This is a genomic window from Burkholderiales bacterium, assembly GCA_015075645.1.
Taxonomy (GTDB): Bacteria; Pseudomonadota; Gammaproteobacteria; order Burkholderiales; family Casimicrobiaceae; genus VBCG01.
The window spans coordinates 333,524-357,966 of sequence record JABTUF010000006.1 but is presented as its reverse complement, the minus strand read 5'-3'; the positions used below and the strand labels follow the sequence as shown (position 1 = coordinate 357,966).

Genomic DNA, 24,443 nt, shown 5'->3' with positions numbered 1-24,443 from the left:
TCGATGAAGCAGGAATACTCGCTCGCGCACCTGACGGTGATGGGCCTCGCGCCGCCCGAGATGGTCTACGTCGCCGCCCGGGCCGGGTACGACTACGTGAGCCCGCGTCTCATCTACATGGGGTTGCCCGGCGAGCCGAACTGGGCGCTCGCCGAGAAGCCCGAGATGCTGCGCCAGACCCGGGCGGCGCTCGCCGCGACCGGCGTGCGCGTCCACGACATCGAACTCGCGCGGATCCTCGCGGACGTCGAGCCCGAGTCCTACGAGCCGGCGATCGCCGTCGCCGCGGAACTCGGCGCGCGCGCGGTGCTCTCGTCGATCTGGACCGGCGACCGCGCGATGGTCGTCGACAAGTTCGCCCGCCTGTGCGACCTCGCCGCGCGCTACGGCCTCACCGTCGACCTCGAGCCGGTGCCGGTCGCCGCCGTCACCAACCTCGCTCAGGCGCTCGACGTGCTGCGCGCCGTGAAGCGCGACAACGCGGGGCTGATGATCGACACCCACCACTTCCATCGGGCCCGCGACCGTGTCGAGGCGCTCGACGCCGTGCCGCGCGGCTGGTTCCACTTCGCGCAGATCTGCGACGCGTCCGCCGAGATTCCCGCGGACCACGAGCGGATGATCCACATCATGCGCGCCGAGCGGCTCTACTGCGGCGAGGGCGGCATCGACATCGCGGGGATCCTCGCGCGCCTGCCGCGAATGCCGTATTCGATCGAGCTGCCGCACCTGGCGCGCTCCGACGAGATGGGCTACGCCGAGCACGCGTTCCGCTGCCTGGAATCCGCCAAGACCTACTTCGCCGCGCACGCGAAGGGCGCCGAAGCGCTCGCGGCGCACTGACCGGCGGCCCGACAGCGATCCCGCCGCGAACGCCATGATCAACGGCCTGACGCTCCTCCTGCCGCACATCGGCTACCCGACCGGGTCGTTCAAGGCGCCGATGATCTACAACCCCTGGTTCGAGCGTCGCGGGGTGAACGCGGTCGTCGTGCCGATGGCGGTGGTCGCGGACGACTTCGTTTCGGTGATGCGGGCCATGGCGCACGTGCGCAACGTGCGCGGCGCGCTGATCACGATGCCGCACAAGGTCGCGGTCGTCGAGCTGTTGGCGGAGCGGTCGAAGGCGGTCGAAATCGCCGGGTCGTGCAACGCGGTGCTCCGCCGCGACGACGGGACCTTCGCCGGGGACAACTTCGACGGTACGGGCTTCGCGCGCGGCCTCGCGCGGAAGGGCTTCCGGGTCGCGGGATCGCGTTGCCTCGTCGTCGGATCCGGCGGAGTGGGGTCGGCGATCGCCGCGGCGCTCGCCGCGGACGGCGCGTCCTCGATCGCCGTGAGCGACGTCGATGCCGCCACCGCGGACGGACTGGCCCGGCGGCTGCGCCTCCACTATCCGGCGACCCATGTCGCGGTCGCCACGAACGACCCGGCAGGCTACGATCTCGCCGTGAACGCGACGCCGCTCGGCATGAATCCCGGCGACCCCCTGCCGTTCGACGTCGCCCGGCTCTCGACGTCGACGTTCGTCGGGGAGGTCGTGATGAAGCAGGAGATCACGCCGCTGCTCGAGGCCGCGCGCGCGCGCGGCTGCCGCTACCAGGTGGGCACCGACATGCTGTTCGAGATGATCCCGCCGTATCTCGAGTTCTTCGGCTTCGGCACCGCGACCCCCGACGAGCTGCGCGCCGTCGCGAAGGTCTCCTACTGAGGAGCGCACCCGTGCCGCGGCATTTCGATCCGGACCGTCGTGCGAACGGGCCCTCCTCGGCGGATGGCCGTGCGCGAGCGCCCATGGGCGATGCTCCGGCGTCGCCTGCATCAGGTTGAGTTGGCCTGCGCCCTGCGGGGCGCGGGAGTTCAGGACGCAGTCTTCATCGAGGAGAGATCCGATGGGCATCACGATTGATCGACGTACGCTGCTCAAGGCCGGCGGCGCGCTCGCTGCGGCGAGCATCGTTCCCGCTGCCTTCGCGCAGGACAAGCCGACGCTGCGCTTCGCCGCCGTCTTCTCCGACAAGGACATCCGGGCCGACATGATCCGGATGCTCGCGAAGGACGTCGCGGCCGATGCCACGATCGAGCCGTTCTACGGCGGCACGCTGTTCAAGCAGGGCACGGAACTGGTCGCGCTGCAGCGCGACAACCTGGAGCTCGGGAACGTCGCTCCGCAGGACATCAGCAAGCAGATGCCCGCCTGGTCGGTGCTGACGTCGGCCTACACGTTCCGCGACGCGCATCACGTGCTCGCGTTCTTCGCGAGCCCGCTCGGCGCGCAGATGAAGAACGAGGCCGAGACCAAGCTCAGGATCAAGATCCTCGGGCCGACGTTCTACGGCACGCGGCAGGTGGGCCTCAGGCCGAAGAAGAAGATCAACACGCCGGCCGACCTGGCGGGCATCAAGCTGCGCATGCCCCCGGGCGACGCCTGGCAGCTCCTCGGCCGCTCGCTGGGCGCCAACCCCACGCCGATGGCGTACGCGGAAACCTACACCGGTCTGCAGACGGGCGCGATCGACGGGCAGGACAATCCGCTGCCGAACGTGGAGAACATGAAGTTCTACGAGGTCATGTCGCAGATCGTGCTGACCTCGCATCTGGTCGCGTTCGACGTGCTCTCGATGAGCCTCAAGAGCTGGAACGCGCTCGGCGCCGCGAAGCAGAAGAACCTCCAGGCCGCGACGGACAAGGCGCTCGCCTGGAGCGTCCAGGAGCACCTGAAGCGGGAGGCCGAACTCGCGGAGAAGTTCAAGAAGGCCGGCCTCGACGTCTACGTTCCCGACCAGGCGGCGTTCCGCGCCTACGCCCAGAAGGTGTACCTCGCCTCCGACGAGGCGAAGGCGTGGGCGCCGGGGATCCACGACAAGATCCTCGCGGTCAGGTAACCGCACGGGTCCGGGGCGGTGGCCGCAGCCGCGGTCTCCGCCGCCGGCCGCGAATCGAGCGGCGGACCGCCGCGAGGGGGGGCAGGTCATGAGCATTGCAGGTCTCGTCGCTTGGATGAGGCGGCGCGCGGAGAACGTCGTCGCGGCGCTGCTCGCGATCATGTTCGTCTGCTTCATCCTGCAGATCGTCTTCCGCTACTTCCTCAACTTCCCGGTCGGCTGGACCTCCGAGCTCTCCGTGATCACCTGGCTCTACATCACGCTGCTCGGCTCCGCGTTCTGGCTGAAGGAGAGCGAGGAGATCCGCTTCGACCTGATCTCCGACCGGCTGGGTCCGATCGGACGCCGCGTCGCCGGATTCGCGGTCGCGCTCTGCGCGATCGTCCTGTTCGGGTTGGCGCTGCCGGCCAGCGTCGACTACGTGGCGTTCATGAAGGTCGAGAGCTCGTCCTACCTCAAGATCCGCCTCGACATCCTCTATTCGGTCTACATCGTCTTCTCGGTCGCGGTCGTCGTGCGCTATGCATGGGCGCTCATCGGCGCCGTCACCGGCCGCGCGACCGAAGAGATCGACGTGACCAAGACGACCTCCGGACTATGAACCTCGCCAGCCCGTTCTCCCTCGCGCTCATCGCCATCGTCGGCCTGAGCCTCGCGGGGCTCCCGGTCGCCTACTCGATGATCGGCGGTTCGATCCTGTGGCTCTTCCTGTCCGGACAGGACCTCGGCACGGCCGCCGAGCAGTTGCTGAACGGCATGATGGGGAGCCAGCTGCTGCTCGCCATTCCGCTGTTCATCCTCGCCGCCGAGTTCATGAACTCCGGCGCGATCATGGATCGCCTGCTGCGCTTCTGCAACGCGATCGTCGGGCGCTTCCGGGGCGGCCTCGCGCAGGTGAACGTCCTGCAGAGCATCGTGTTCGCCAGCATGTCGGGCTCGGCGCTCGCCGATGCCGCGGGCTCCGGCAAGATCATGCAGACGCTGATGACGCGCGACGGCAAGTACACCGCGGCGTTCGCCGCCGCGCTGACCTGCGTGTCGTCGGTGCTGGGGCCGATCATCCCGCCTTCGATCCCCCTCGTGCTCTACGCGCTCATCTCCGACACGTCGATCTTCTACCTGTTCCTCGGAGGCGTGGTCCCGGGCATCCTGCTCGGCGCCGTGCAGATGGGCCTGATCGCGAGGATGGCGAAGCGGCGCAACTTCCCGGTCGAGGAGAGGGTGCCGCTGCGCGAGCTGCCGCGCATCACCTGGCGCGCGACCCCGGCGCTCCTGATGCCGGTCGTCCTGCTGGGCTGCCTCTACAGCGGCGTCACGACGCCGACCGAGGCCGCCGCCGTCGCCGCCCTTTACGCGCTTCTCATCTCGGCGTTCCTCTACCGGAGCGTGACCCCGGCGAGCATCTACCATTCGCTCGCGACCTGCGGGCGGGTGACCGTGTCGATCGGCATGCTCATCGCCGCCGCGCTGGTGCTCAACTACGTCATCACCGCCGAGAACATTCCGAAGACGCTGACGGCGGTGCTGCAGACCTACGATCTGTCGCCGATCGCGTTCCTGCTGCTGGTCAACGTGCTGCTGCTCCTGCTGGGCTGCTTCCTCGAAGGGACGACGATCATCCTCGTGATCCTGCCGGTGCTGCTGCCGACCGCCGCCTCGGTCGGGGTCGACCCGGTCCATTTCGGCGTGATGGCGGTGGTCAACATCATGCTCGGCCTCGTCACTCCGCCCTACGGCCTGCTGCTGTTCCTGATGACCAAGGTCGCCGACGTGCCGCTGAGGGACCTCGTGCGCGAGGTGATGCCGTTCCTCTACGTGATGGTCGCGGCGCTCATGCTGATCGCATTCGTGCCGGACCTCGTCCTCTGGCTGCCGCGGCTGTTCGGCTACAAGGGGTGATCGGTTGAACGTCCATCACGACTTCGAACCCGTCGGCGCGCCCGCCGGCCGAACGCGCGACATGGGACGCACACCATGAACGAACTGATCCAGCTCGTCGTCTCGGGAACCGCGACCGGCGCGATCTACGCGCTGGCCGGGCTCGGCTTCACGCTGCTGTGGCAGGCCTCGGGGACGATCAACTTCGCGCAGGGCGAGTTCGTCATGCTGCCCGCCTTCACGATGCTCCTCTGCATGAGCTTCGGCGCGCCGCTGTGGCTCGCGTTCCTCGTCACCTGCGCGGTGGCGATGCTGGTGCTGGGCGTCGGATTCAAGAAGGCGATCGTCGACCCGCTGATCCGGCACGGCGTCATTCCGCTGGTCATCGCGACGCTGGGACTGGCGATCTCGCTCAAGACGATCGTGCGCGCCGGATACTCCGCGGAGGCGCACCAGTTCGCGAGCCCGTTCCCGGCCGGGGTGTTCTCGATCGCGGGCGTCACCGTCTCCTACGCGGATGTCGGGACGCTCGTTCTCGCCGGCGCGATCATCGTGGCCCTCCAGACGTTCGTCACGCGGACGGTCACCGGCCGCGCGATGCAGGCGGTCGCGCAGAACACCGACGCGGCGCGCGTGCTGGGCATCGACGCGAAGCGCATGGTCCTCTACACGTTCCTGATCAACGCGGTCCTCGCGGTGGTCACGGCGCTCCTCGTCACGCCGGCCTATCTCGCGAAGTTCGACATGGGCGAATCGCTCGGCCTCAAGGCGTTCTTCGCGGCGATCATCGGCGGGTTCAACCAGACCCGCGGCGCGCTGGTGGGCGGCGTGCTGATCGGCGTCCTCGAGAATCTCGTGGGCTTCTACTGGTCCCCGGCGTACAAGGAGGGCGTCGCGCTGATGCTCTTCCTCGTCGTGATCCTGTGGCGCCCCGAGGGTCTGCTCGGCAAGGCGGAGGAACGCAAGGTATGAGCGCGCGCAACCACCTGCTGGTCCTGGGCGCGGTGCTCGCCGCGTTCGCGATCGTCGCGCTGTTCCTGAAGCGCAGCGAGGTCTACCTGCTCACGCTGTGGGCGGTCTACCTGATGGCGACGATGGGCCTCAACCTCACCGTCGGCTACGCGGGCCAGATGTCGCTCGGCCAGGCCGCGTTCTTCGGCATCGGCGCCTACCTCGCCGCGATCCTGCTCAAGCTCTCCTGGCCGTTCCTGCTCGTGCTCCCGGTCGCGGCGATCGCCTGCTTCGTGCTGGGCCTCGCGCTGGGCTTCCCCGCGCTCCGCGTCCAGCACCACTACCTCGCGTTCGCCACGCTCGGATTCAACGTGCTCGTCTACCTCGCGATGCGCAACGAGGAGGCGATCACCGGCGGGACGTTCGGCATCTCCGGCATTCCCCGGCCGACGATCCTGGGCGTCGACCTCGGAGGTCACGTCGCGTACTGGTACTGGACACTGGGCTCGCTGGTCGTGCTCGGCGGCGTCCTGTGGTGGCTGCTGCGCTCGCCCTGGGGGCGCGCGTTCGCGGCGCTGCGCGACAATCCGATCCGCGCGGAGAGCCTCGGCATCAACATCACCGCGTACACGCTGCTCGCCTTCGCGATCGGCGCGGCCTGCGCGGGCATCGGCGGCGTCTACTACGCGTCGCTCGTCGAGTTCATCGAGCCCGGGCCGTTCCACTTCTCGACCTCGCTCATGATGCTGCTGGCGGTCATCGTCGGCGGATCGGGCCGGTTCTACGGACCGGCGCTCGGCACGGCGATCGTGGTCCTCCTGCCGGAGTTCATGCGCGGCTCGTCGATTCCGTGGCTCAAGTTCATGCAGGTCTGGTACCTCGCGTTCTTCGGCGCCGCCGTCGTCGCGCTGATGATCTGGCTGCCGGGGGGGCTCCTGTCGATCAAGGAGCGGCTCGACCGCAAGGGGGGGCCGCAATGAACGCGGCGACGCCGCCCCGGGGAGCGCCTTCCAGCGGCCAGACATTCCTCGAGGTCCGTGACCTGCGCAAGCACTACGGCGCGATCAAGGCCGTCGACGGCGTGTCGTTCAAGGTAGGCCCCGGCGAGATCGTCGGCGTGATCGGCCCCAACGGCTCCGGCAAGACGACGCTGTTCAACGCCATCCTCGGCCAGATCCGACCGACGTCGGGCGGCGTCGAGTTCTGCGGCGAGGACATCACCGGCATGTCGCCGCTCGAACTCTCGCGGCGCGGTGTCGGACGCACGTTCCAGACGCTGCAGGTGTTCGGGCAACTCTCGGTGCGCGACAACCTGATCGTCGCAGCGCAGGAGTTCAAGGGCACGCTGCCCGGCCGGCTGTTCGCCGCGCCCGATGCGGGGCTCGGCCATCGCGCGGACGAGATGATCGAGCTGTTCCGGCTGAAGCACGTCGCGCACGAGCTCGCGGGCCGGCTCTCCTACGGCCAGCAGAAGCTGATCGACATCGCGATGGCGTTCATGCCCACGCCCAGGCTCGTGCTGCTCGACGAGCCCTGCGCCGGCGTCAACCCGAGCCTCGTCGACCAGTTGCGCGAGCTCCTGGTCGAGCTCAACCGGACGCAGGGCGGCAGCTTCGTCGTCATCGAGCACAACATGGACTTCATCATGAAGCTCTGCCCGCACGTGATCTGCATGGTCGAGGGCAAGGTGCTCGCCGAAGGCAAGCCCGCCGTCGTGCAGTCCAATCCCGCCGTGCTCGAGGCCTACCTGGGGAACTGACCGTGACCGACCGGATCATCGAGTTCGACAAGGTCGTCGCCGGCTACTCGCCGAGCCTCACGATCCTGAACGAGACCACGCTCGACGCCCGGGCGGGCGAGATCACGCTCTTGATCGGGCCGAACGGCGCCGGCAAGTCGACCGTGCTGAAGACGCTGTTCGGGTTCCTCGTGCCGCGTTCGGGCGAGGTGCGTTTCGAAGGTCGCCGGATCAACGGCCGCCCGCCGCGCGAACTCCTGCGCGAGGGCATCGCCTACGTGCCGCAGGGGCGCAACCTGTTCCCGTCGCTCACCGTGCGCCACAACCTCGAGCTCGGCGGCATCACGCTGCCGCACGGCGAGCTGCCCGGACGCATGGAGGAAGTGCTGCAGCGCTTTCCGCGGATCCGCGAGCGGCTCGACAACCAGGCGTCGACGATGTCGGGCGGCGAGCAGAAGCAGCTCGAGATCGGACGCGCGCTGCTGCTTCGCCCGCGCGTGCTGCTGATCGACGAACCGTCGATCGGCCTGTCGCCGATCCTCGTCCGCGACGTGATGACGCTGTTGCGCACCCTCGCCGATGCGGGCACGACGGTGCTGATGGTCGAGCAGAACGTGCGCACCGCGCTCAAGTACTCGAACCGCGCGCTCGTGCTCGAGATGGGCCGGCTCGCGCTCGACCGTCCCGCGTCCGAGCTCCTGGGCGACCCGGACCTGAACCGCCTGTTCCTCGGCGCAGGCAGGGGGACCGCCGCGCCCGCCGCCGCCTGACTCGCCGCGGCCGGGCGGGCGATCCGCGGCGGCCACGGCTCCACGACACATCGCAAGGACACCGCAATGACTCCCGGCAAGCCCCTCACCCTGCGCGGCCGCACGCTCGGCGGCGACCGTCCGCTGATCTGTTCGCCGCTCGTCGGGCGCACGCGCGAGCGCCTCCTCGCGGAGACCGCGAACGTCCACGCCAAGGGTCCCGACGTGATCGAGTGGCGCGTCGACTACTTCGAGGCGATCGCCGACACCGCGGCCGTGCTCGACGCGGGCCGTGCGCTGCGCGCGATCGCCGGCGATACGCCGATCCTCTTCACGCGCCGCTCGATCCGCGAGGGCGGCGAGGCGGTCCCGATCGGCGACGCCGAGGTCGTGGAGCTCTACGGCGCCGTCGCCGCGAGCCGCCTCGTCGACCTGATCGACTTCGAGATGGGCAACGACCCCGAACAGGTCCGCGAGGTGCGCGCCGCGACGCGCGCGTCGGGGACGCATCTCGTCCTCTCGTACCACAACTTCGGCTACACGCCGGGCGTCGACTTCCTCGTCGGACGCTTCCTCGAGGCCGAGCGGCTGGGCGCCGACGTCGCGAAGGTCGCGGTGATGCCGCGCGACCGCGCCGACGTGCTCGCGCTGCTCGCCGCGACCGCGCAGGCGGAGTCGAAGTCGCGCGTGCCGCTCATCAGCATGTCGATGGGCCCGCTCGGCGCGGTCACGCGGATGATCGGCGGCGTGTTCGGCTCGTCGCTCTCGTTCGCGATCGGCGAGGGGGCGTCGGCGCCCGGCCAGATGCCGATCGCCGACTTGAAGGCGCTCTACGACATCGTCGCCCGAGCCCGCGGCGGGCGCTGACGCGCCCGTCCCCCCGTTTCACGCCACGGGACTCTGTCGCGTGCGATCCGCTCGCGCGCGACGCCACGTCACCCCACGGAGACCATGATGAAGACCCGCTTCGTTCTCGCCACCGCGACGCTCGCGTTCGCCGCGGCACCCGCATTCGTCCACGCGCAGGACACGATCAAGCTCGTCAACGTGCTGGAGCTCTCCGGCGCGATCGCGACGGCCGGCACGAACTACCGCAACGGCGTCGAACTCGCCGTCAAGGAGATCAACGCCTCGGGCGGCGTCCTCGGACGCAAGTTCGAGACCGTGACGCTCGACGCGCAGAGCAACTCCGGCGTCGCGAAGGCGATGGCCCAGCGCGCGGTCGACATGGGCGCGTTCGCGGTGATCGGCCCGACGCTCTCGGGCGCGATGGTGGTCAGCGCCGTCGAGACGCGCCGCGCCGAGATCCCGAACTTCACCGGCGCCGCCGCCGCGTCGATCACGCAGCAGGGCAACCCCTACGTGATCCGCACCAACTTCACGCAGACCACGTCGATGCCCAAGGTCGCGCGCTACATCAAGGACGACCTCAAGGCCAGCTCGGTCGACATCATCTGGATCAACACCGACTTCGGCAAGGGCGGGCGCGACGAGTTCCTGCGCGCGGCGCAGAAGCTCGGCCTCAAGGTGGGCGCCGACATCTCGTCCGACCAGAACCAGGTCGACTTCTCGTCGGCGGTGCTGAAGGCGAAGCAGTCGAACTCGGACGTGCTGTTCGTCTACACCAACGAGGAGGAGTCCGCGCGGCTCGCGCGCGAACTGCGCAAGCAGGGCTACGCGAAGCCGATCGTCGGCGAGGCGACGATCATCAGCCAGAAGGCGATCGAGCTCGCCGGCGATGCCGCCAACGGCATCCGCGGCCACGTCGCGCTGACCCCCGACGCGCCGACCGCGGTGATGAAGGCCTTCGACGAGAAGTTCCAGCGCGAGTTCAAGGTGCGTTCGGACCACAACGGCATCCAGGGCTACTCGGTGCCGTACATCATCAAGGCGGTGAGCGAGAAGATCGGCAAGGTCGATCCGAAGGCGTTCAACGCCGCGCTGCGCGACACGCCGCTGCACGTGAAGGACTACCCGGGCATCCTCGTCAGCGTCAAGTTCGACAAGAACGGCGACCCCGACCGCGAGAGCTACATCGTCGAGATCCGCAACGGCAAGCAGGTCGTGCTGCAGACGCTTCCGCCGAACAACCCGTTCTGACGCGAGCGCGTCGGTCCGCGCGTCGCGGAAGGCATCCCGCGGCGCACCCGATTCAGGCGGCGCCGATCGTGCAGCCGAGCCGGTAGACCGCGGGCTCGACGCGGTTCGCGCCCTGCCGGGCCCAGCGGGGTGCCGCGAGATCGCGCGCGGCGAGTTCCGTGATCGCCGCTTCGTCGTATCCGGTCACGACGAGCGCGAAGGCCACCGAGCCGTCGCGACCGCGGATCGCCTGCTCCCGTGTCATCGCCGCATCGCGCGTGTTCACGAGCAGCCGCCACGACGCGAGGCCCCGGCGCGGAATCGCAGCGGGCAGTGCGTCGTCGACGAGCCAGCGCCGGACCTCGTCGAAGCGGCCTTCGTCCGGTGCGAACGGCGCAACGAGGCTCCACCCGCCGACCGCCTCGCCGCCGCCCGCCACGACTTCGCACAGCGTCCGCCGCATGCCCGCGTACCTCGCCATCATCCGCGTGGTCCACGGTGGCGGATGGTCGAGTCGTTCGCGGTACGCCGGCGATTCGAGGACATCGGGGGCGGTGACGTCGTAGATCACGCAGTAGCGCGGCGATCCCCGCTCGCGCGTCCATCGCGTGCCGCGGACGAAGCCGGGGATCGCGAGGCGCTCCGGCAGGTGCTCGCGCGTGTGCCAGTCGTCGTGCTCCGCGACGGCGTCGGGGGAGACGTCGAACAGGAGGAGGAGCGCGCCGCGGGCCGTCGTCGTCATGCGGAGGCTCTCGTCGCCCGCACCCTGGCGCATCCAGCCTCGGACATCGCCTCGCCGAGTGCGCGCGGCGATTCGGAGCGGTTGACCATCGGCCGATTGTGGCATGCGCATTCGCGCCGGGGCACCGGCTCGCACCCGCCACCGCTGCATTATTGCGTTTCGACATGCTGCGCATTGGCCCCATCGCATCGACAGCGTGCCGGATCGCTCGTATCGTCGGTTCACCGTGGCCGCTCTGCCGAACCGGTCTCCGGTTCCCCGATCCGCGCGCCCACCGCCTCGACACCCGATTCCGGAGGATCCCGATGATTCGACCATTCCGCCCCATCGTGACCGCGCTCGCCGTCGCACTGGCCGTCGCCTCCGGCGCCGCCTTCGCCCAGCCGGTGAAGATCGCCGGCCTGGTCGAGCTGTCCGGCCCCGGCGCGACCGCCGGCACCAACTTCAACAACGGCGTGACGCTCGCGGTCCGCGAGATCAACGCGTCCGGCGGCCTGAACGGCCGGCCGATCGAATACACGTCGTCCGACACGCAGACCAATCCCGGCATCGCGAAGGGACTCGCGCAGCGCGCGATCGACGACCAGGCCTACATCGTCATCGGCCCGGTGTTCTCCGGCTCGATCCTCGTCAGCATGCAGGAGACGCGCCGTTCCGAGGTGCCGAACATCATCGGCGGCGAAGCGGCCGCGATCACGCAGCAGGGCAACCCGTTCGTCTTCCGCACGTCGTTCACGCAGGCGGCGGCGATGCCCAAGGTCGTGCGCTACATCAAGGACTACCTGAAGGCGAAGTCGGTCGCAGTGCTGTTCGCGAACTCCGATTTCGGCAAGGGCGGCCGCGACGCGATCGTCAAGGACCTCGGCGCGGCCGGCATCAAGGTCGTCGCCGACATCTCGACCGACGTGCCGCAGGTCGACTTCTCCGGCCCGGTGCTCCGCGCGAAGCAGGCGAACGCCGACGTGCTGTTCGTCTACCTGCACGAGGAGGAATCGGCGCGCGCGCTGCGCGAACTGCGCAAGCAGGGCTACGACAAGCCGATCGTCGGGGAGACGACGCTCGCCAACGAGAAGGTCGTCGAGCTGGCCGGCGACGCCGCCAACGGCGTCATTGCGCACGTCGGCCTCACCGCCGACGCGCCGAACGCGACCGTCCAGGCGTTCGCGAAGAAGTACGAGGCCGAGTTCAAGATGCGGCCGGATCACAACGCGATGAAGGGCTACACCGGCGCCTGGGCGATCCGGGCGGTCCAGGACAAGCTCCGCAAGTTCGACCACAAGGCGTTCGCCGCCACGCTGCACGGCGCGCAGTTCGCCGCGAAGGACTATCCGGGACTCCTCTTCGACGTCCGCTACGACGACAAGGGCGACCTCGACCGCGAGAGCTTCATCGTCAAGATCGTCAACGGCCGGGCCCAGGTCATCGAGACGTTGAGGCCCGCCTGGGCGTCGAAGTGACCGCAGGTCCGCTCGCCGGACGGGTCGCCGTCGTCACCGGCGCGGCGCGTGGCATCGGGCTCGGCATCGCGCAGCGCCTCGCACGCGACGGTGCACAGGTCGCGATCTGGGATCGCGATCTGGCACCGTTCGACGAGGCGACCGCCGGCTTCGCTCCGGCGGCGCTGGTCGAGACCGACGTCGCGGATCTGGCCTCGGTCGAGCGCGCGCACGCGCAGACGATCGCGCGCACCGGTCGCGTCGACATCCTGGTCAACAACGCCGGCATCAACGGTCCGGTCGCGCCGACCTGGGAATACCCGGTCGACGCCTGGCACAAGGTCCTCGCGATCGACCTGACCGGCGTGTTCCATTGCTGCCGCACCGCGATCCCGGGAATGCGGGCGGCGGGCTACGGACGCATCCTCAACATCTCGTCGGCGGCCGGCAAGGAAGGCGTGCAGAACATCGCGGCGTACGCGGCCGCGAAGGCCGGCGTCATCGGGTACACGAAGTCGATCGCGCGCGAACTCGTCGGCAGCGGCGTGCTGGTCAACGCGCTCGCGCCGGTCATGACCGAGACCGAATTGTTCCGCGAGATGACCGCCGAGCACATCGCGTCGACCAAGGCCAAGATCCCGATGGGACGGCTGCTCACGATCCCCGAGATCGCGGCGATGGTCGCCTGGGTCGTCGGTCCCGAGTGCACGTTCTGCACCGGCTTCACCTTCGACCTCTCCGGCGGTCGCGCGACCTACTGACCGGGCGGGAAACCTCGATGGACACGATCCGCTGGGGCGTCCTCGGCACCGCCGACATCGCGCGGGCGCGGGCGCTGCCCGCGATCGCCGACGCGGAACACGCCACGCTCGTCGCCATCGGCTCGCGCGACCTCGCGAAGGCTCGCGCGATGGCCGACGCGTTCGGCGCGCCGCGCGCGCACGGATCCTACGAGGCGCTGCTCGCCGACCCCGGCGTCGACGCCCTCTACGTCCCGCTGCCCAACCACCTGCACCTGGAGTGGTCGGTGCGCGCGCTGGACGCCGGCAAGCACGTGCTGTGCGAGAAGCCGCTCGTGCTGAAGTCGGCCGAGGTCGCGACACTCGCCGCCGCGCGCGACCGCACCGGCCGCCACATCGAGGAAGCATTCTCCTACCGCAACCATCCGCAGTGGGCGAAGATCCGCGAACTCCTCGACCAGGGCGCCATCGGCGAACCGCTGTCGGTGCACGCCACGCTCGCCAAGCAGTTCCACGACCCCGCCGACATCCGCAACCAGCCGGACAAGGGCGGCGGCGCGCTCTACGATCTCGGCTCCTACGCGATCAGCGCGTGCACGCTCGTCTACGGCCGCGCGCCCGGCCGGGTGATCGGCGCGCTCGACATCGACCCGCGCTTCCGGATCGACCGCCTGTCGACGGCGATCCTCGACTACGGGGGTCGTCACGCCACGATCAGCGTGTCGAGCCAGGGCGGCCCGAACGCCTGGGCGTCGCACCAGCAGTTCACCGTGCTGGGCAGCCGCGGCTGGCTCGCCTGCGACTTCCCCTACGCGCACGGCCGTCCGACGGCCTGCCGGGTGTTCGTCGGCGACGAAGGGAGCGGCGGTTCGATGCCGACGCGCACCTGGACCTTCGATCCGGTCAACCAATACGCGCTGCAGTTCGAGCGGTTCTCGCGCCATGTGCTGGGCGAGCGCGTGCCGAACTGGCCGGTCGAGGACGCGGCGACGACGCTGCGCGTCATCGAAGCGCTGTTCGCCTCGGCGCGCGACGCACAATGGAGAACGCCATGACCGACGCCGCCGGCTTCGCGCTGGGCATCGCGCATCTGCCGCTGCTCGACTTCGGACCGCCCGAACTCTTCGACGTCGCGGCGCGCGCCGGCTACCAGCGGGTCGGCCTGCGGATGCATTCGGCGGCGCCGGGCACGAAGGTGTATCCGGTCGAGCGACGCCAGGTCGCCGCGCTGCGCGCCGCCGCGCGGGAGGCCGGCGTCGAGGTCTTCGACGCGGAGTTCATCCAGCTCTCGCGCGACCTCGACGTCGCCGCACTCGACGGCTGGATGGCGACGGCGGCTGAACTGGGCGCGAAGCGCGTCAACTGCGGCGCGAGCGGCGACGACCCTGACCTCGCGCGGAACGTCGACCACTTCGGCGCGCTGTGCGACGTCGCCGCCCGGCACGGCCTGGGCGTCGACGTCGAATTCATGCGCTGGCGCAAGCCGATCGCGTCGATCTCTGACGCCCTCGAAGTCGTCACGCGCGCCGGCCGGCCCAACGGCCGCATCCTCGTCGATCTGCTGCACGTGGTCCGCTCGGGCGGAACCGCGGCCGACCTCGCGCGCGTGCCGGCCCGACTCGTCGGACATGTCCAGCTCTGCGATGCCCCGCTCGCCGCGCCGCCGGAAGCGGAGTTCCCGACGGAAGCGCGCGCGCGACGCCTGCCCCCGGGCGAGGGCGAGTTGCCGCTCGTCGAATTGATGAACGCGCTGCCCGAGGGCGTTCCGCTGTCCACCGAATCGGTCTCGAACCTCAGCCTGCCGGGTGTCTCGCCGCTGGAAAGCGCGATCCGCGCGCGCGAGGGTGCGCTCTCCGTGCTCGCTCGCTGGCGCCCGCGCGAAGACCGGGCGACCCACGGATGACGACGCGATGACGGACATGGCCGGCGGCGGACGCATCGGCCGCGCACCGTCGCTCCGCTGATTCGCATCCGATCGCCGTTACTTCCGGATCCTTCGATGAACGAACTCAGGATCGCCGTCGCCGGCGCAGGCCTGATCGGGCGCCGCCACATCGAGATGATCGACCGGCTCCACGCGCGCGACCGACGCTGCCGGCTCTCGGCGATCGTCGACCCTTCGCCTGCCGCGGCCGACCTAGCGCGCGCGCACGCGGTGCCTCTCCACCGGACGCTCGATGAACTGATAGCCCGCGACCGCCCCGACGGCGTGGTCCTCGCCACGCCCAATCAGCTCCATCTGGAGCACGCGCTCGAATGCATCGCGGCGCGGCTGCCTGCCCTGGTCGAGAAGCCGGTCGCGCACACGTTCGATGCCGGTGTCCGGATGTGCGAGGCCGCCGAAGCCGCCGGCGTCCCGATCCTCGTCGGCCACCACCGCCGGCACAGCGCGATCATGGCGAAGGCGGTGGAGACGGTGCGCGGTGGAGCCCTCGGGCGGCTGGTCGCGATCAGCGGCACCGCGGTGTTCTACAAGGCGGAGAACGAAGGCTATTTCGACGGCGCGAACGCCTGGCGTCGCGAACCCGGCGGCGGGCCGATCCTGCTCAACATGATCCACGAGATCGACAACCTGCGCGCGCTCGCCGGCGAGATCGTCGCGGTCGAGGCCTTCACGTCCAACGCGACGCGCGGCTTTCCGGTCGAGGACACCGCGGCGATCGCGCTCCGGTTCGCGAACGGGGCGTTGGGCACGTTCCTGCTGTCGGACACCGGAGCGTCCGACCGAAGCTGGGAGCACGCGTCCGGCGAGGACCCGCGCTACGGCCCCGCCCGCACCGACCGCGACGACTGCTACCTCGTCGTCGGCACGATGGGTTCGCTCGCGGTGCCGACGATGCGGCTCGCCCGCTACCCGGACGAGGCCGGCCGGTCGTGGCACAAGCCGCTGCGGCACGAGGTGGTGTCGCTCGCGTCCGCCGACCCGCTGGAGCGCCAGATCGCGCATTTCTGCGACGTGATCCGCGGCGCCGCGAAGCCGCTGGTCTCCGCGCGCGACGGCCTCGCGAACCTGCGCGTGGTCGACGCGATCGTCGAGGCCGCGCGAAGCGGCCGCTCGATCGCCACGAACTGACCAGGGGAGTCGACGATGAGGATCTGCATGCTGGGCGCCGGCGCGCTCGGGAGCGCCCTGGGCGGCGTGCTCACCGAAGGCGGGCACGAGGTCTGGCTGGTCGACACCTGGCAGGCGCACGTCGACGCGATGAACGCGCGCGGCCTCACGCTGCGCGACGGCGGCGTCGACCGGACGGTGAAGGTGCGGGCGCGCACCTCCTGCGACGGCATCGATCCGGTCGATCTCGTCGTCGTGCTCACGAAGTCGTATCACACGCGTGATGCCGTCGTCGCGGCGCGCCCGATCGTCGGTCCCGAGACCGTCGTGATGTCGCTGCAGAACGGGCTCGGGCACGAGGACATCATCGCGGAGATCGTCGGTCGCGAGCGCACGCTCGCCGGCAAGACCTACACCGGCGGCGTGATGCTGGAGCCCGGGCACGTGATCGCCGGCACGCGCGGCAAGGAGACGCACATCGGCGAACTGGACGGGCGCCGGAGCGAGCGCGTCGCGCGCATCGCCGAGACGTTCGGGCGAGCCGGCCTCGCCACCGTCGCGAGCGACAACATCCTGGGCACGATGTGGGACAAGCTGCAGATCAACGTCGCGACCGGCGCCCTGTCGGGCATCACGCGGTTGCCCTACGGCGGGCTCTACGGCGTGCCGGAGGTCCACGAGACGGCGCTCGCGGCGGTCAGGGAGACGATCGCCGTCGCGAAGGCGCTGGGCGTCCGGCTCTCGAACGAGGACCCGGAGCACGCGTGGAAGCTCGCCGCGGCCGGCCTGCCGCCCGAGTTCAAGGCGTCGATCCTGCAGAGCATCGAGAAGGGCCTGCCGACCGAGATCGACTTCATCAACGGCTCGGTGGTCCGCGGCGGCGAGCGCTGCGGTGTCCCGACGCCGGTCAACCGGACGCTGGTCGCGTGCGTCCGCGGCATCGAACTCTGGATGCGCGCGTACGCACCGCCCCGATGACCTCGCGGCGAGCCGCACCCGAGTCACGACCATGACTGACCGCTACGCGCTGTTCGGCCATCCGCTGTCGCACACGAAGTCGCCGATGATCCACGGGGCCTTCGCGCGCGAGACCGGGCAGGACCTGAGCTACGACGCGATCGAGGCGCCGGTGGGCGGCTTCGCGGCCGCCGTGGACGCGTTCCGCGCTCGAGGCGGGCGCGGCATCAACGTGACGCTGCCGTTCAAGATCGACGCCTTCGAGTACGCGACGGAACTGAGCGAACGGGCGAAGGCCGCGGGAGCGGTCAACTGCATGAAGTTCGACGGCGCACGCGCGATCGCCGAGAACTTCGACGGCGTGGGCCTCGTCAACGACATCGAACGCAACCTGGGTTTCGCGCTCGCCGGCAAGCGCGTCCTGCTGCTGGGCGCGGGCGGTGCGGCACGCGGCGCCGTGCTGCCGCTGCTCGCAGGGCGACCGGCGCTGCTCGCGATCGCGAACCGCACGGTGGCGAAGGCGAAACGGCTCGGCCGGCATTTCGCGCGCCGCGAGCGCCTCGTGACCGGCGGATACGGCGACTTCGGCGATGAGCCCTTTGACATCGTGATCAACGCGACCTCCGCGAGCCTGCGCGGCGAGTTGCCGCCGCTCGATCCGCGCGTGTTCGCCGTGGGGAGCCTCGCCTACGACATGGTCTACGGCAAGGGCATGACGCCGTTCCTGCGCCTCGCCTGGAACGCCGGCGCTCTCCGGCTCGCCGATGGCGTCGGCATGCTGGCCGAACAGGCGGCGGAAGCGTTCGAGTGGTGGCGCGGCGTGCGGCCGCCGACCCCGCCGGTGATCGCGAAACTGTCGGTGCCGCTCGAATGAGGCGTTCGCGATGAAGACGATTCACGGGAGGTTGGACATGGCGGAACGACGGGTGGCGGTGGTCACCGGCGGCGGCAGCGGCATCGGACGCGCCGCGGCGCGGCGGCTCGCGAAGGCGGGCGACGTGGTCGTGGTCGCAGACCTGAGCGAGGAATCCGGCCGCAAGGTCGTCGACGCGATCCGTGCGGACGGCGGGCACGCCGAGTACCGGCAGGTCGACGTGGCGGCGCAGGCGTCGGTCGACGCGCTCGCCGCCGACGTCGAATCGTCGGTCGGTCCGGTCGAGGTGCTGGTGACCTCGGCCGGCATCCTGCAGAACGCCACCGACATCGCCTCGTTCGACCTGGCCGAGCACGACCGCGTCTGGGCGATCAACTACCGCGGCGTCTACCTCTGCTGCCGCGCCTTCGCTCCCCTCATGGCCAAGCGCCGCCGCGGATCGATCGTCAACATTTCGTCGACCTCCGCCGTCGATCCGATGCCGCTCATCGCCTACGGCCCCAGCAAGGCGGCGGTCCAGAACCTGACCGGCGTACTGGCCGTCGAACTGGGGCCCGACGGCGTGCGCGTCAACGCCGTGATGCCCGGCTACGTGCTGACCGAGGCGATGCAGGCCCGCATCGACGCCGGCAAGCGCGATTCCCGCTCGATGGCCGGGCACAGCGCGCTCGGGCGCATGGTCGCGCCCGAGGACGTCGCCGAGGGCATCTTCTTCCTCTGCTCGGACGCGGCGTCGTGCATCACCGGCATCGTGCTGCCGGTCGACGCGGGCTACCTGCCGGCGCTGTCCTACCTGCACCATCCGGGGCTCGGCGGCGTGCATCCCCGTCGCGAGGACAAGGTGCCGGTCGCGTAGCGCGCGCCCGCACGTTCGTGCCTCCGGCGAGGTGCGCGCGGCGCACGGGCCAGGCCGGTGCCGGTCAGCGAGTCGCGCGCGCTTCCGTGAAGCGCCGGCCCTGCGGCACGCGCGTGGCCCGGGCGAAGAGCTGCGAGCACACCGAGCGCAGCCAGCGGCTGCCCGGGTCGTTGTGGTAGCGCGCGTGCCAGTGCTGCTTGACCAGGAACGGCGCGATCTTCACCGGGCAGGGGCACAGGCGCAGCGCCCCGATTCGGGCGAGCGTCTCGCCGATCATGCGCGGGACCGTCGCGATCAGGTCGCTCGTCGACAGGATCGTCGCGAGCGCGAGGAAGCCGGGGAGTTCGAGCCGAACCTGCCGGGAGACGTTCTGCGCCTTCAGCGCCGCATCGATCACCGAGTAGCCCGACCGCGACAGGATCGACACGTGCGGCTCGGCGCGGTACTCGCGCAGCGTCAGCGTCTCGCCGACGCGCGGATGGCGCGCGCTCATCAGGCACACGAAGTCCTGCGCGTAGAGCGTCTGCTGGTAGAAGCCCGCCTCGAGGTCCGGGATGAAGCCGATCGCGAGGTCGGCGCGTCCCGACTCGAGGTTCGGTCCGGTCTCGTCGCCGATGTTCTCCGCCTCCAGTCGGACCCCGGGCGCGGCGGCCCGCGTGTGCGCGAGCAGGCGCGGCAGGATCGTGATGTGGCTCGCATCGGTCATGCAGATGCGGAAGCTGCGCCGCGCGGTCAGCGGGTCGAACGGCGGATCGCCGCCGGCGAGCGCGTTCAGGATCTCCAGCGCCTGACGCACGCGGTCGATCAACTGGTCGGCGCGCGGCGTGGGCTGCATGCCGCCGCGCGTGCGCACGAACAGCGGGTCGCGCAGCTGCTCGCGCAGCCGCGCGAGCCAGATGCTGACGGTGGGCTGGCTCTGGCCGAGCGCCTCGGCCGCGCGGCTCACGCTGCGCGTCCGGTGGATCTCGTCGAACAGCTTGAGCAGCTTGACGTCGATCTGCGGGACACCGCTGCCCGGCGCGTCGGAGGGGGTGGCCATTATTGCGTTCGGCAATCCCGTACGGATCCATCATTGCACGGCGCGGGCCGCCGGGCAATCGGCGCCTGGGGGCTCCGGCGGTCCGGCCGGCGACGCAAGCTCATGTCGAATCGCAATGCTCCAGGATAGGAACTATTGCCGCCCACAATGGCGCGTATTGCGAACGCCGCGTAGACGTCGGCGCACGCTCCCCCTATCGTCAGCGTGTCGGCGATATCGCGCCCGCCGGGTTCACGACGGGCCCGATCCCGGCGCGATGATCACGAGGACGGTGCGATGAGCCGAACCGGCGCAACCGAGAAGACCTGGGACGACGCCGTCGTCGGCGAGACCGGGACGAGCCCCGAGGTGACGATCACCGGTGCGATGATCGACGCCTACGCGGATCTCTCCGGCGACCGCACGCCGCTGCACGTCGATGAGGAATCCGCGAAACGGTCGCACTTCGGCGGCCGGGTCGCGCACGGGCTCATGGGCCTTTCGATCGCCGACGGGCTCAAGTGCCAGGCCGACCTGCGCTTCCTGCCGGGGTACTCGCTCGGATGGACCTGGGATTTCCTCGCGCCGATCCGCATCGGCGACACGCTGCACGTGCGCTTCACGGTCGCGAGCAAGCGACCGTCGAAGAAGCGACCGGACTGGGGCATCGTCGTGATCCCGACCGAACTCGTGAACCAGCGCGGCGAAGTCGTCCAGCGCGGCGAGCACAAGCTGATGATCCCGCGCCGCGCCGGCGCGACCTGACCTCCACGCTCGAACGATCCGCCGCGCGGGGCGATCGAGCCGACCGCCCTCCCGAACCCGAACGGACATCCACGATGAACAGCGCTCCGCTCCCCCTCGCCGGCGTCCGCGTCGTCGACTACACGCACTTCCTCGCCGGCCCGTACCTGTCGCGCTGCCTCGCGGGGCTCGGCGCCGAGGTGATCAAGGTCGAGCGTCCGACCGCCGGCGACGCCGGACGCCACCACGCGTACTTCAAGGACGGGCAGAGCGGCTACTTCCTGCAGCAGAACATGGGCAAGAAGGGGCTGTGCGTCGACCTCAAGGACGCGCGCGGGCTGAAGCTCGTGCGCGAGCTGGTGCGAAGCGCCGACGTGTTCGTCGAGAACTACCGGCCCGGCGCGCTCGACAAGCTCGGGCTCGGCTATGCAGCGCTTTCGAAGGAGCATCCCGGCCTCGTGTACTGCTCGGTCTCCGCCTACGGCCACACCGGACCGAAGGCCTCGCGCCCCGGGTTCGGCGCGCTCGCGGAAGCGGAGAGCGGTGCGATGGACCTCCTCGGCAATCCGGGCGAGGCGCCGCCGCTCTTCCGGATGCCGATCGCCGACATGTACGCCGGCATCCACGGGGTCGCGGCCGTGTGCGCGGCGCTCTACGGACGGCAGGCGACCGGACGCGGGCGCCACGTGGACGTCGCGCTGCTCGACTGCATGGTGTCGATGCACGACTTCGCGGTGCAGTGCTGCACGATGAGCGATGGTCGCGACGTCCCGCGGCGCAGCGGCAGCGACCTGCCGCAGTCGACCGTCTACGGCGTGTTCTCCGCGCGCGACGGGGAACTCGTCATCGCGGCGCAGGTCGACGATGCGTGGAAGCGGCTCGCGCGCCTGGTCGGCGGCGATGCGCTCGCGAACGACACGCGGTTCCACTCCGCCGAGGGGCGCAACGCGAACAACCGGGAGGTCGTCGCCCTCGTGCGCGCGTGGGTGGCGGCGCAGCCCTCGGTGGCCGCCTGCCTCGCGGCGCTCGAATCGGTCGAGGTGCCTGCCGCGCCGGTGCAGCCGATCGAGAAGGTACTCGCCGATCCGCAGGTGCGAGCGCGCGGCATGATCGTTGAGCAGCAGCATCCGGTGCTGGGCCGCGTCGAACTCGCGAACGTGCCATTCAAGTTCTCGGACTGCGACGCCAGCGTGCGCACGGCGGCACCGCTCCTCGGGCAGCACAACCGCGAGATCGCGTCCGCGCTCGGTTTCTCGTCCGTCGAGATCGACGCGATGGTGGCCGACGGCGTACTCCACGCCGAGCCCGCCGTCCCACGCCTGCCCGCCGGGCAGTGACCCGGCCGCGAGCGATGAGACAGCCCCCCGCGGCGCCGGACGCGTGTCCGACACCTTTCGAGCGAGCACGCACATGAGCCAGGATCGGCCGCTCGAAGGCTATCGCGTCGTCGATTACAGCCACTTCATCGCGGGGCCGTTCCTGTCGCGCTGCCTCGCCGCGATGGGCGCGGAGGTGATCAAGGTCGAGCGGCCGACGGCAGGTGACCCCGGCCGCCGGCATCCGTTCTTCATCGGCGGGCAGAGCGGCTACTACCTGCAGCAGAACATGGGGAAGCAGGGACTGTGCGTGAACCTGAAGGACCCGCGCGGCCTCGACCTCATGCACCGGCTCGTCGACAGCGCCGACGTGTTCGTCGAGAACTATCGTCCCGGGACGATGGAACGGCTGGGACTGGGCTACGCGGCGCTCTCCGCGCGCAATCCGCGCCTCGTGTACTGCTCGGTCTCCGCCAACGGACACACCGGCCCCGACGCCGGGCAGGCGGGCTACGGGTTGATCGCGGAAGCGAAGTCCGGCGCGATGGCGATGCTCGGCGAGCCCGGCGCGCCGCCGCCGCTCTTCCGCATCGCGCTCGCCGACATGTACACCGGCATCCACGGCGTCGCCGCGGTGTGCGCCGCGCTCCTCGGCCGCGCCAAGTCCGGGCGCGGCCAGCACATCGACCTCGCGCTCTACGACACGATGGTGTCGATGCACGAGTACGCGGTGCAGTGCTACACGCTCTCCGGCGGGACCGAGATCCCGGCGCAGACCGGACACGACCTGCCGCAGTCGACGCTCTACGGCGTGTTCGAGGGGCGCGACGGGTATTTCGTGATCGCCGCGCAGGTCGACGATGCGTGGAAGCGCCTCGCGCGGCTCGTCGGCGGCGAAGCGTTCGCCGCGGACACGCGTTTTCACGACCAGGAGGGCCGCAACGCGCACCGCGCGACCCTCCTGCCGGTCGTGCGCGCGTGGGCGATGGCGCAGCCGTCGGTCGCGGCCTGCCTCGCCGCGCTCGACGCGGCCGGCGTGCCCTGCGCGAAGGTGCAGCGGATCGACGAGGTGGTCGCCGACCCGCAGATTCTCGCGCGCGGCATGATCGTCGAGCAGGACCATCCGGTGCTGGGACGCATCCGGCTCCCCAACCTGCCGTTCCGCTTCTCCGACTGCGATACGACGCCGCGCACGCCCGCGCCGCTCCTCGGCCAGCACAACCGGGACATCGCGAACATGCTCGGATTCCGCGCGGACGAGGTCGACGCGATGGTCGCCGACGGCGTGCTGTACGCCGAGCCCGCGGCGCGCCCGGGCGGGGCGACCTGAGCGGCATCGGCGCGCGAGCGATGGGCACGATCGACGGCGGCGAGGCCGCCATGAACCGCGAAAGGACGCGATGAGAACGATACGCTGGGGCATGATCGGTTGCGGCGAGGTCGCCAGGATGAAGAGCGGCCCGGCCCTCTGGCGTGCCGCGAATTCGGCGCTGGCGGCCGTCCACGACCGCAACTTCGATCGCGCGTCGGAGTTCGCGCGCACGCTCGGCAACCAGTGCCGCGCCGAGGCGGACGCGGACGCGCTCATTCGCGCGACGGACGTCGACGCCGTCTACATCGCGACCCGCACCGACTCGCACCGCGACTACGTGCTGCGCTGCGCGGCCGCCGGCAAGCCGGTGCTGGTCGAGAAGCCGATGGGCATGAGCCACGCCGAGTGCCGCGAGATGGCGCAGGCGTGCCACGCGGCCAAGGTTCCGTTGTGGATCGCCTACTACCGGCGCGCGCTCCCGCGCTTCACCGCCTTGCGCGACCTCGTGCAGTCGGGGGCGATCGGACCGGTCCGCATGACGATCTCGCGGCACTTCCATCGCATCCCGGATGCCGAGGCCCTGCGGGGTCCGTTCTGGGGTTGGCGGCTCGATCCGAAGACCTCCGGCGGCGGCATCTACTTCGAGGCCGTCGGACACACGCTCGACATCCTGGACTTCGTGGTCGGCCCGATCGCCGAGGTCCGCGCGTTCGCCGACAACCAGGCCGGCGCCTATCCTCCGGAGGACGTCGTGGCCGCCTCGTGGCGCTACGAGGGCGGCGCGTACGGCAGCGGCGCCTGGTGCTTCGCGACCGACATCGACGACGAGGTCAACGAGATCGTCGGCGCGACCGGCCGCATACGCTACTCGACGTTCCCGCCGCTCTCGCCGCCGTCCGGGCGCCCGCCCGCGCCCATCCGCATCCACCGCGGCGAGTCGGTCGAGGAGATCCCGATCGCCGATCCGCCGTTCGTCCACCAGCCGCTCGTCCAGACGATCGTCGACGAGCTGAACGGGCAGGGGCGGTGCGCGAGCACGCCCGAGTCGGCGATGCGCACGGCGAAGGTGATCGACGACACGCTCGCCGAGTTCCTCGCGCGCCGCAGGCACTGACC

General features: G+C 70.3%; 25 protein-coding genes. 23 read left to right on the top strand and 2 right to left on the bottom strand.

What is annotated here, in order from left to right; all coding sequences use genetic code 11:
* The first annotated feature begins 3 nt into the window (after nt 1-3).
* The 11 genes from HS109_17215 (at nt 4) to HS109_17165 (ending at nt 10,301) form a co-directional block, all read left to right on the top strand.
* Nucleotides 4-843 (top strand): sugar phosphate isomerase/epimerase, encoded by an 840-nt coding sequence (locus HS109_17215; GenBank protein ID MBE7524111.1) that lies wholly within the window; start codon nt 4-6, stop codon nt 841-843.
* A gap of 34 nt (nt 844-877) precedes the next feature.
* A complete protein-coding gene (locus HS109_17210) occupies nt 878-1,711 on the top strand; it encodes a shikimate dehydrogenase (protein ID MBE7524110.1) in 834 nt (277 codons plus the stop codon).
* Between the two features lie 181 nt (nt 1,712-1,892).
* Complete coding sequence (dctP, locus tag HS109_17205) at nt 1,893-2,885, top strand: TRAP transporter substrate-binding protein DctP (protein ID MBE7524109.1); 993 nt, start codon at nt 1,893-1,895, stop codon at nt 2,883-2,885.
* 88 nt (nt 2,886-2,973) lie between these two features.
* Nucleotides 2,974-3,486, top strand: coding sequence for a TRAP transporter small permease subunit (locus HS109_17200; protein ID MBE7524108.1), 513 nt, complete (start codon nt 2,974-2,976; stop codon nt 3,484-3,486).
* Complete coding sequence (locus HS109_17195; protein ID MBE7524107.1) at nt 3,483-4,784, top strand: TRAP transporter large permease; 1,302 nt, start codon at nt 3,483-3,485, stop codon at nt 4,782-4,784. Before HS109_17200 ends, HS109_17195 begins: the two co-directional genes overlap by 4 nt.
* 75 nt (nt 4,785-4,859) lie before the next feature.
* Nucleotides 4,860-5,735 carry a branched-chain amino acid ABC transporter permease gene (locus HS109_17190; protein ID MBE7524106.1) on the top strand — a complete coding sequence of 292 codons (876 nt, stop codon included), beginning with the start codon at nt 4,860-4,862 and terminating at the stop codon, nt 5,733-5,735.
* Nucleotides 5,732-6,694: a branched-chain amino acid ABC transporter permease gene (locus HS109_17185; protein ID MBE7524105.1), complete on the top strand. Its 963-nt coding sequence runs from the start codon at nt 5,732-5,734 to the stop codon at nt 6,692-6,694. The genes HS109_17190 and HS109_17185 overlap by 4 nt, the downstream gene beginning before the upstream one ends.
* Complete coding sequence (locus HS109_17180; protein MBE7524104.1) at nt 6,691-7,473, top strand: ABC transporter ATP-binding protein; 783 nt, start codon at nt 6,691-6,693, stop codon at nt 7,471-7,473. Before HS109_17185 ends, HS109_17180 begins: the two co-directional genes overlap by 4 nt.
* 2 nt (nt 7,474-7,475) lie before the next feature.
* A complete protein-coding gene (locus HS109_17175; protein ID MBE7524103.1) occupies nt 7,476-8,222 on the top strand; it encodes an ABC transporter ATP-binding protein in 747 nt (248 codons plus the stop codon).
* Nucleotides 8,223-8,288: 66 nt separating this feature from the next.
* Nucleotides 8,289-9,068, top strand: a complete 780-nt coding sequence (locus HS109_17170) for a type I 3-dehydroquinate dehydratase (GenBank protein ID MBE7524102.1) — start codon at nt 8,289-8,291, stop codon at nt 9,066-9,068.
* 87 nt (nt 9,069-9,155) lie between these two features.
* Nucleotides 9,156-10,301 (top strand): ABC transporter substrate-binding protein, encoded by a 1,146-nt coding sequence (locus HS109_17165; protein ID MBE7524101.1) that lies wholly within the window; start codon nt 9,156-9,158, stop codon nt 10,299-10,301.
* A 52-nt stretch (nt 10,302-10,353) separates the two neighbouring features.
* Here the strand turns inward: HS109_17165 and HS109_17160 are convergent, their stop codons facing one another.
* The gene (locus tag HS109_17160; protein MBE7524100.1) at nt 10,354-11,022 is read right to left on the bottom strand and encodes a hypothetical protein; all 669 of its coding nucleotides are present in this window, start codon (nt 11,020-11,022) and stop codon (nt 10,354-10,356) included.
* Between the two features lie 305 nt (nt 11,023-11,327).
* Between HS109_17160 and HS109_17155 the strand changes: the two genes are divergently transcribed.
* The 8 genes from HS109_17155 (at nt 11,328) to HS109_17120 (ending at nt 18,937) form a co-directional block, all read left to right on the top strand.
* Nucleotides 11,328-12,479, top strand: coding sequence for an amino acid ABC transporter substrate-binding protein (locus HS109_17155; GenBank protein ID MBE7524099.1), 1,152 nt, complete (start codon nt 11,328-11,330; stop codon nt 12,477-12,479).
* Nucleotides 12,476-13,219: an SDR family oxidoreductase gene (locus HS109_17150; GenBank protein MBE7524098.1), complete on the top strand. Its 744-nt coding sequence runs from the start codon at nt 12,476-12,478 to the stop codon at nt 13,217-13,219. Before HS109_17155 ends, HS109_17150 begins: the two co-directional genes overlap by 4 nt.
* A 17-nt stretch (nt 13,220-13,236) precedes the next feature.
* A complete protein-coding gene (locus HS109_17145) occupies nt 13,237-14,253 on the top strand; it encodes a Gfo/Idh/MocA family oxidoreductase (protein ID MBE7524097.1) in 1,017 nt (338 codons plus the stop codon).
* Entirely contained in the window at nt 14,250-15,101 is an 852-nt protein-coding gene (locus HS109_17140) for a sugar phosphate isomerase/epimerase (GenBank protein ID MBE7524096.1), read from the top strand. Before HS109_17145 ends, HS109_17140 begins: the two co-directional genes overlap by 4 nt.
* 96 nt (nt 15,102-15,197) lie before the next feature.
* The gene (locus tag HS109_17135) at nt 15,198-16,271 is read left to right on the top strand and encodes a Gfo/Idh/MocA family oxidoreductase (protein MBE7524095.1); all 1,074 of its coding nucleotides are present in this window, start codon (nt 15,198-15,200) and stop codon (nt 16,269-16,271) included.
* 15 nt (nt 16,272-16,286) lie between these two features.
* Nucleotides 16,287-17,228 carry a ketopantoate reductase family protein gene (locus HS109_17130; GenBank protein ID MBE7524094.1) on the top strand — a complete coding sequence of 314 codons (942 nt, stop codon included), beginning with the start codon at nt 16,287-16,289 and terminating at the stop codon, nt 17,226-17,228.
* Between the two features lie 31 nt (nt 17,229-17,259).
* Entirely contained in the window at nt 17,260-18,081 is an 822-nt protein-coding gene (aroE, locus tag HS109_17125) for a shikimate dehydrogenase (protein ID MBE7524093.1), read from the top strand.
* 37 nt (nt 18,082-18,118) lie between these two features.
* A complete protein-coding gene (locus HS109_17120) occupies nt 18,119-18,937 on the top strand; it encodes an SDR family oxidoreductase (protein ID MBE7524092.1) in 819 nt (272 codons plus the stop codon).
* A gap of 64 nt (nt 18,938-19,001) precedes the next feature.
* Here HS109_17120 and HS109_17115 read toward each other — a convergent pair whose 3' ends face one another.
* Nucleotides 19,002-19,976, bottom strand: coding sequence for a LysR family transcriptional regulator (locus HS109_17115; GenBank protein ID MBE7524091.1), 975 nt, complete (start codon nt 19,974-19,976; stop codon nt 19,002-19,004).
* 276 nt (nt 19,977-20,252) lie between these two features.
* Between HS109_17115 and HS109_17110 the strand changes: the two genes are divergently transcribed.
* From HS109_17110 to HS109_17095, 4 genes are all read left to right on the top strand, one after another.
* Nucleotides 20,253-20,720, top strand: coding sequence for a MaoC family dehydratase (locus HS109_17110; GenBank protein ID MBE7524090.1), 468 nt, complete (start codon nt 20,253-20,255; stop codon nt 20,718-20,720).
* Between the two features lie 74 nt (nt 20,721-20,794).
* A complete protein-coding gene (locus HS109_17105; GenBank protein MBE7524089.1) occupies nt 20,795-22,036 on the top strand; it encodes a CoA transferase in 1,242 nt (413 codons plus the stop codon).
* Nucleotides 22,037-22,109: 73 nt separating this feature from the next.
* Nucleotides 22,110-23,345: a CoA transferase gene (locus HS109_17100; protein MBE7524088.1), complete on the top strand. Its 1,236-nt coding sequence runs from the start codon at nt 22,110-22,112 to the stop codon at nt 23,343-23,345.
* Between the two features lie 70 nt (nt 23,346-23,415).
* The gene (locus HS109_17095) at nt 23,416-24,441 is read left to right on the top strand and encodes a Gfo/Idh/MocA family oxidoreductase (protein ID MBE7524087.1); all 1,026 of its coding nucleotides are present in this window, start codon (nt 23,416-23,418) and stop codon (nt 24,439-24,441) included.
* Nucleotides 24,442-24,443: the final 2 nt, after the last annotated feature.

Bases quoted from the DNA above. Each gene is read 5' to 3' on its own strand.
- HS109_17165 (MBE7524101.1), top strand. From the start codon at position 9,156: ATGAAGACCCGCTTCGTTCTCGCCACCGCGACGCTCGCGTTCGCCGCG.
- HS109_17170 (MBE7524102.1), top strand. From the start codon at position 8,289: ATGACTCCCGGCAAGCCCCTCACCCTGCGCGGCCGCACGCTCGGCGGC.
- HS109_17115 (MBE7524091.1), bottom strand. From the start codon at position 19,976: ATGGCCACCCCCTCCGACGCGCCGGGCAGCGGTGTCCCGCAGATCGAC.
- HS109_17120 (MBE7524092.1), top strand. From the start codon at position 18,119: ATGGCGGAACGACGGGTGGCGGTGGTCACCGGCGGCGGCAGCGGCATC.
- HS109_17155 (MBE7524099.1), top strand. From the start codon at position 11,328: ATGATTCGACCATTCCGCCCCATCGTGACCGCGCTCGCCGTCGCACTG.
- HS109_17200 (MBE7524108.1), top strand. From the start codon at position 2,974: ATGAGCATTGCAGGTCTCGTCGCTTGGATGAGGCGGCGCGCGGAGAAC.
- HS109_17190 (MBE7524106.1), top strand. From the start codon at position 4,860: ATGAACGAACTGATCCAGCTCGTCGTCTCGGGAACCGCGACCGGCGCG.
- HS109_17095 (MBE7524087.1), top strand. From the start codon at position 23,416: ATGAGAACGATACGCTGGGGCATGATCGGTTGCGGCGAGGTCGCCAGG.
- HS109_17140 (MBE7524096.1), top strand. From the start codon at position 14,250: ATGACCGACGCCGCCGGCTTCGCGCTGGGCATCGCGCATCTGCCGCTG.
- HS109_17130 (MBE7524094.1), top strand. From the start codon at position 16,287: ATGAGGATCTGCATGCTGGGCGCCGGCGCGCTCGGGAGCGCCCTGGGC.
- HS109_17215 (MBE7524111.1), top strand. From the start codon at position 4: ATGAAGCAGGAATACTCGCTCGCGCACCTGACGGTGATGGGCCTCGCG.
- HS109_17100 (MBE7524088.1), top strand. From the start codon at position 22,110: ATGAGCCAGGATCGGCCGCTCGAAGGCTATCGCGTCGTCGATTACAGC.
- HS109_17160 (MBE7524100.1), bottom strand. From the start codon at position 11,022: ATGACGACGACGGCCCGCGGCGCGCTCCTCCTCCTGTTCGACGTCTCC.
- HS109_17185 (MBE7524105.1), top strand. From the start codon at position 5,732: ATGAGCGCGCGCAACCACCTGCTGGTCCTGGGCGCGGTGCTCGCCGCG.
- dctP (MBE7524109.1), top strand. From the start codon at position 1,893: ATGGGCATCACGATTGATCGACGTACGCTGCTCAAGGCCGGCGGCGCG.
- HS109_17210 (MBE7524110.1), top strand. From the start codon at position 878: ATGATCAACGGCCTGACGCTCCTCCTGCCGCACATCGGCTACCCGACC.
- HS109_17145 (MBE7524097.1), top strand. From the start codon at position 13,237: ATGGACACGATCCGCTGGGGCGTCCTCGGCACCGCCGACATCGCGCGG.
- HS109_17180 (MBE7524104.1), top strand. From the start codon at position 6,691: ATGAACGCGGCGACGCCGCCCCGGGGAGCGCCTTCCAGCGGCCAGACA.
- HS109_17105 (MBE7524089.1), top strand. From the start codon at position 20,795: ATGAACAGCGCTCCGCTCCCCCTCGCCGGCGTCCGCGTCGTCGACTAC.
- aroE (MBE7524093.1), top strand. From the start codon at position 17,260: ATGACTGACCGCTACGCGCTGTTCGGCCATCCGCTGTCGCACACGAAG.
- HS109_17135 (MBE7524095.1), top strand. From the start codon at position 15,198: ATGAACGAACTCAGGATCGCCGTCGCCGGCGCAGGCCTGATCGGGCGC.
- HS109_17195 (MBE7524107.1), top strand. From the start codon at position 3,483: ATGAACCTCGCCAGCCCGTTCTCCCTCGCGCTCATCGCCATCGTCGGC.
- HS109_17110 (MBE7524090.1), top strand. From the start codon at position 20,253: ATGAGCCGAACCGGCGCAACCGAGAAGACCTGGGACGACGCCGTCGTC.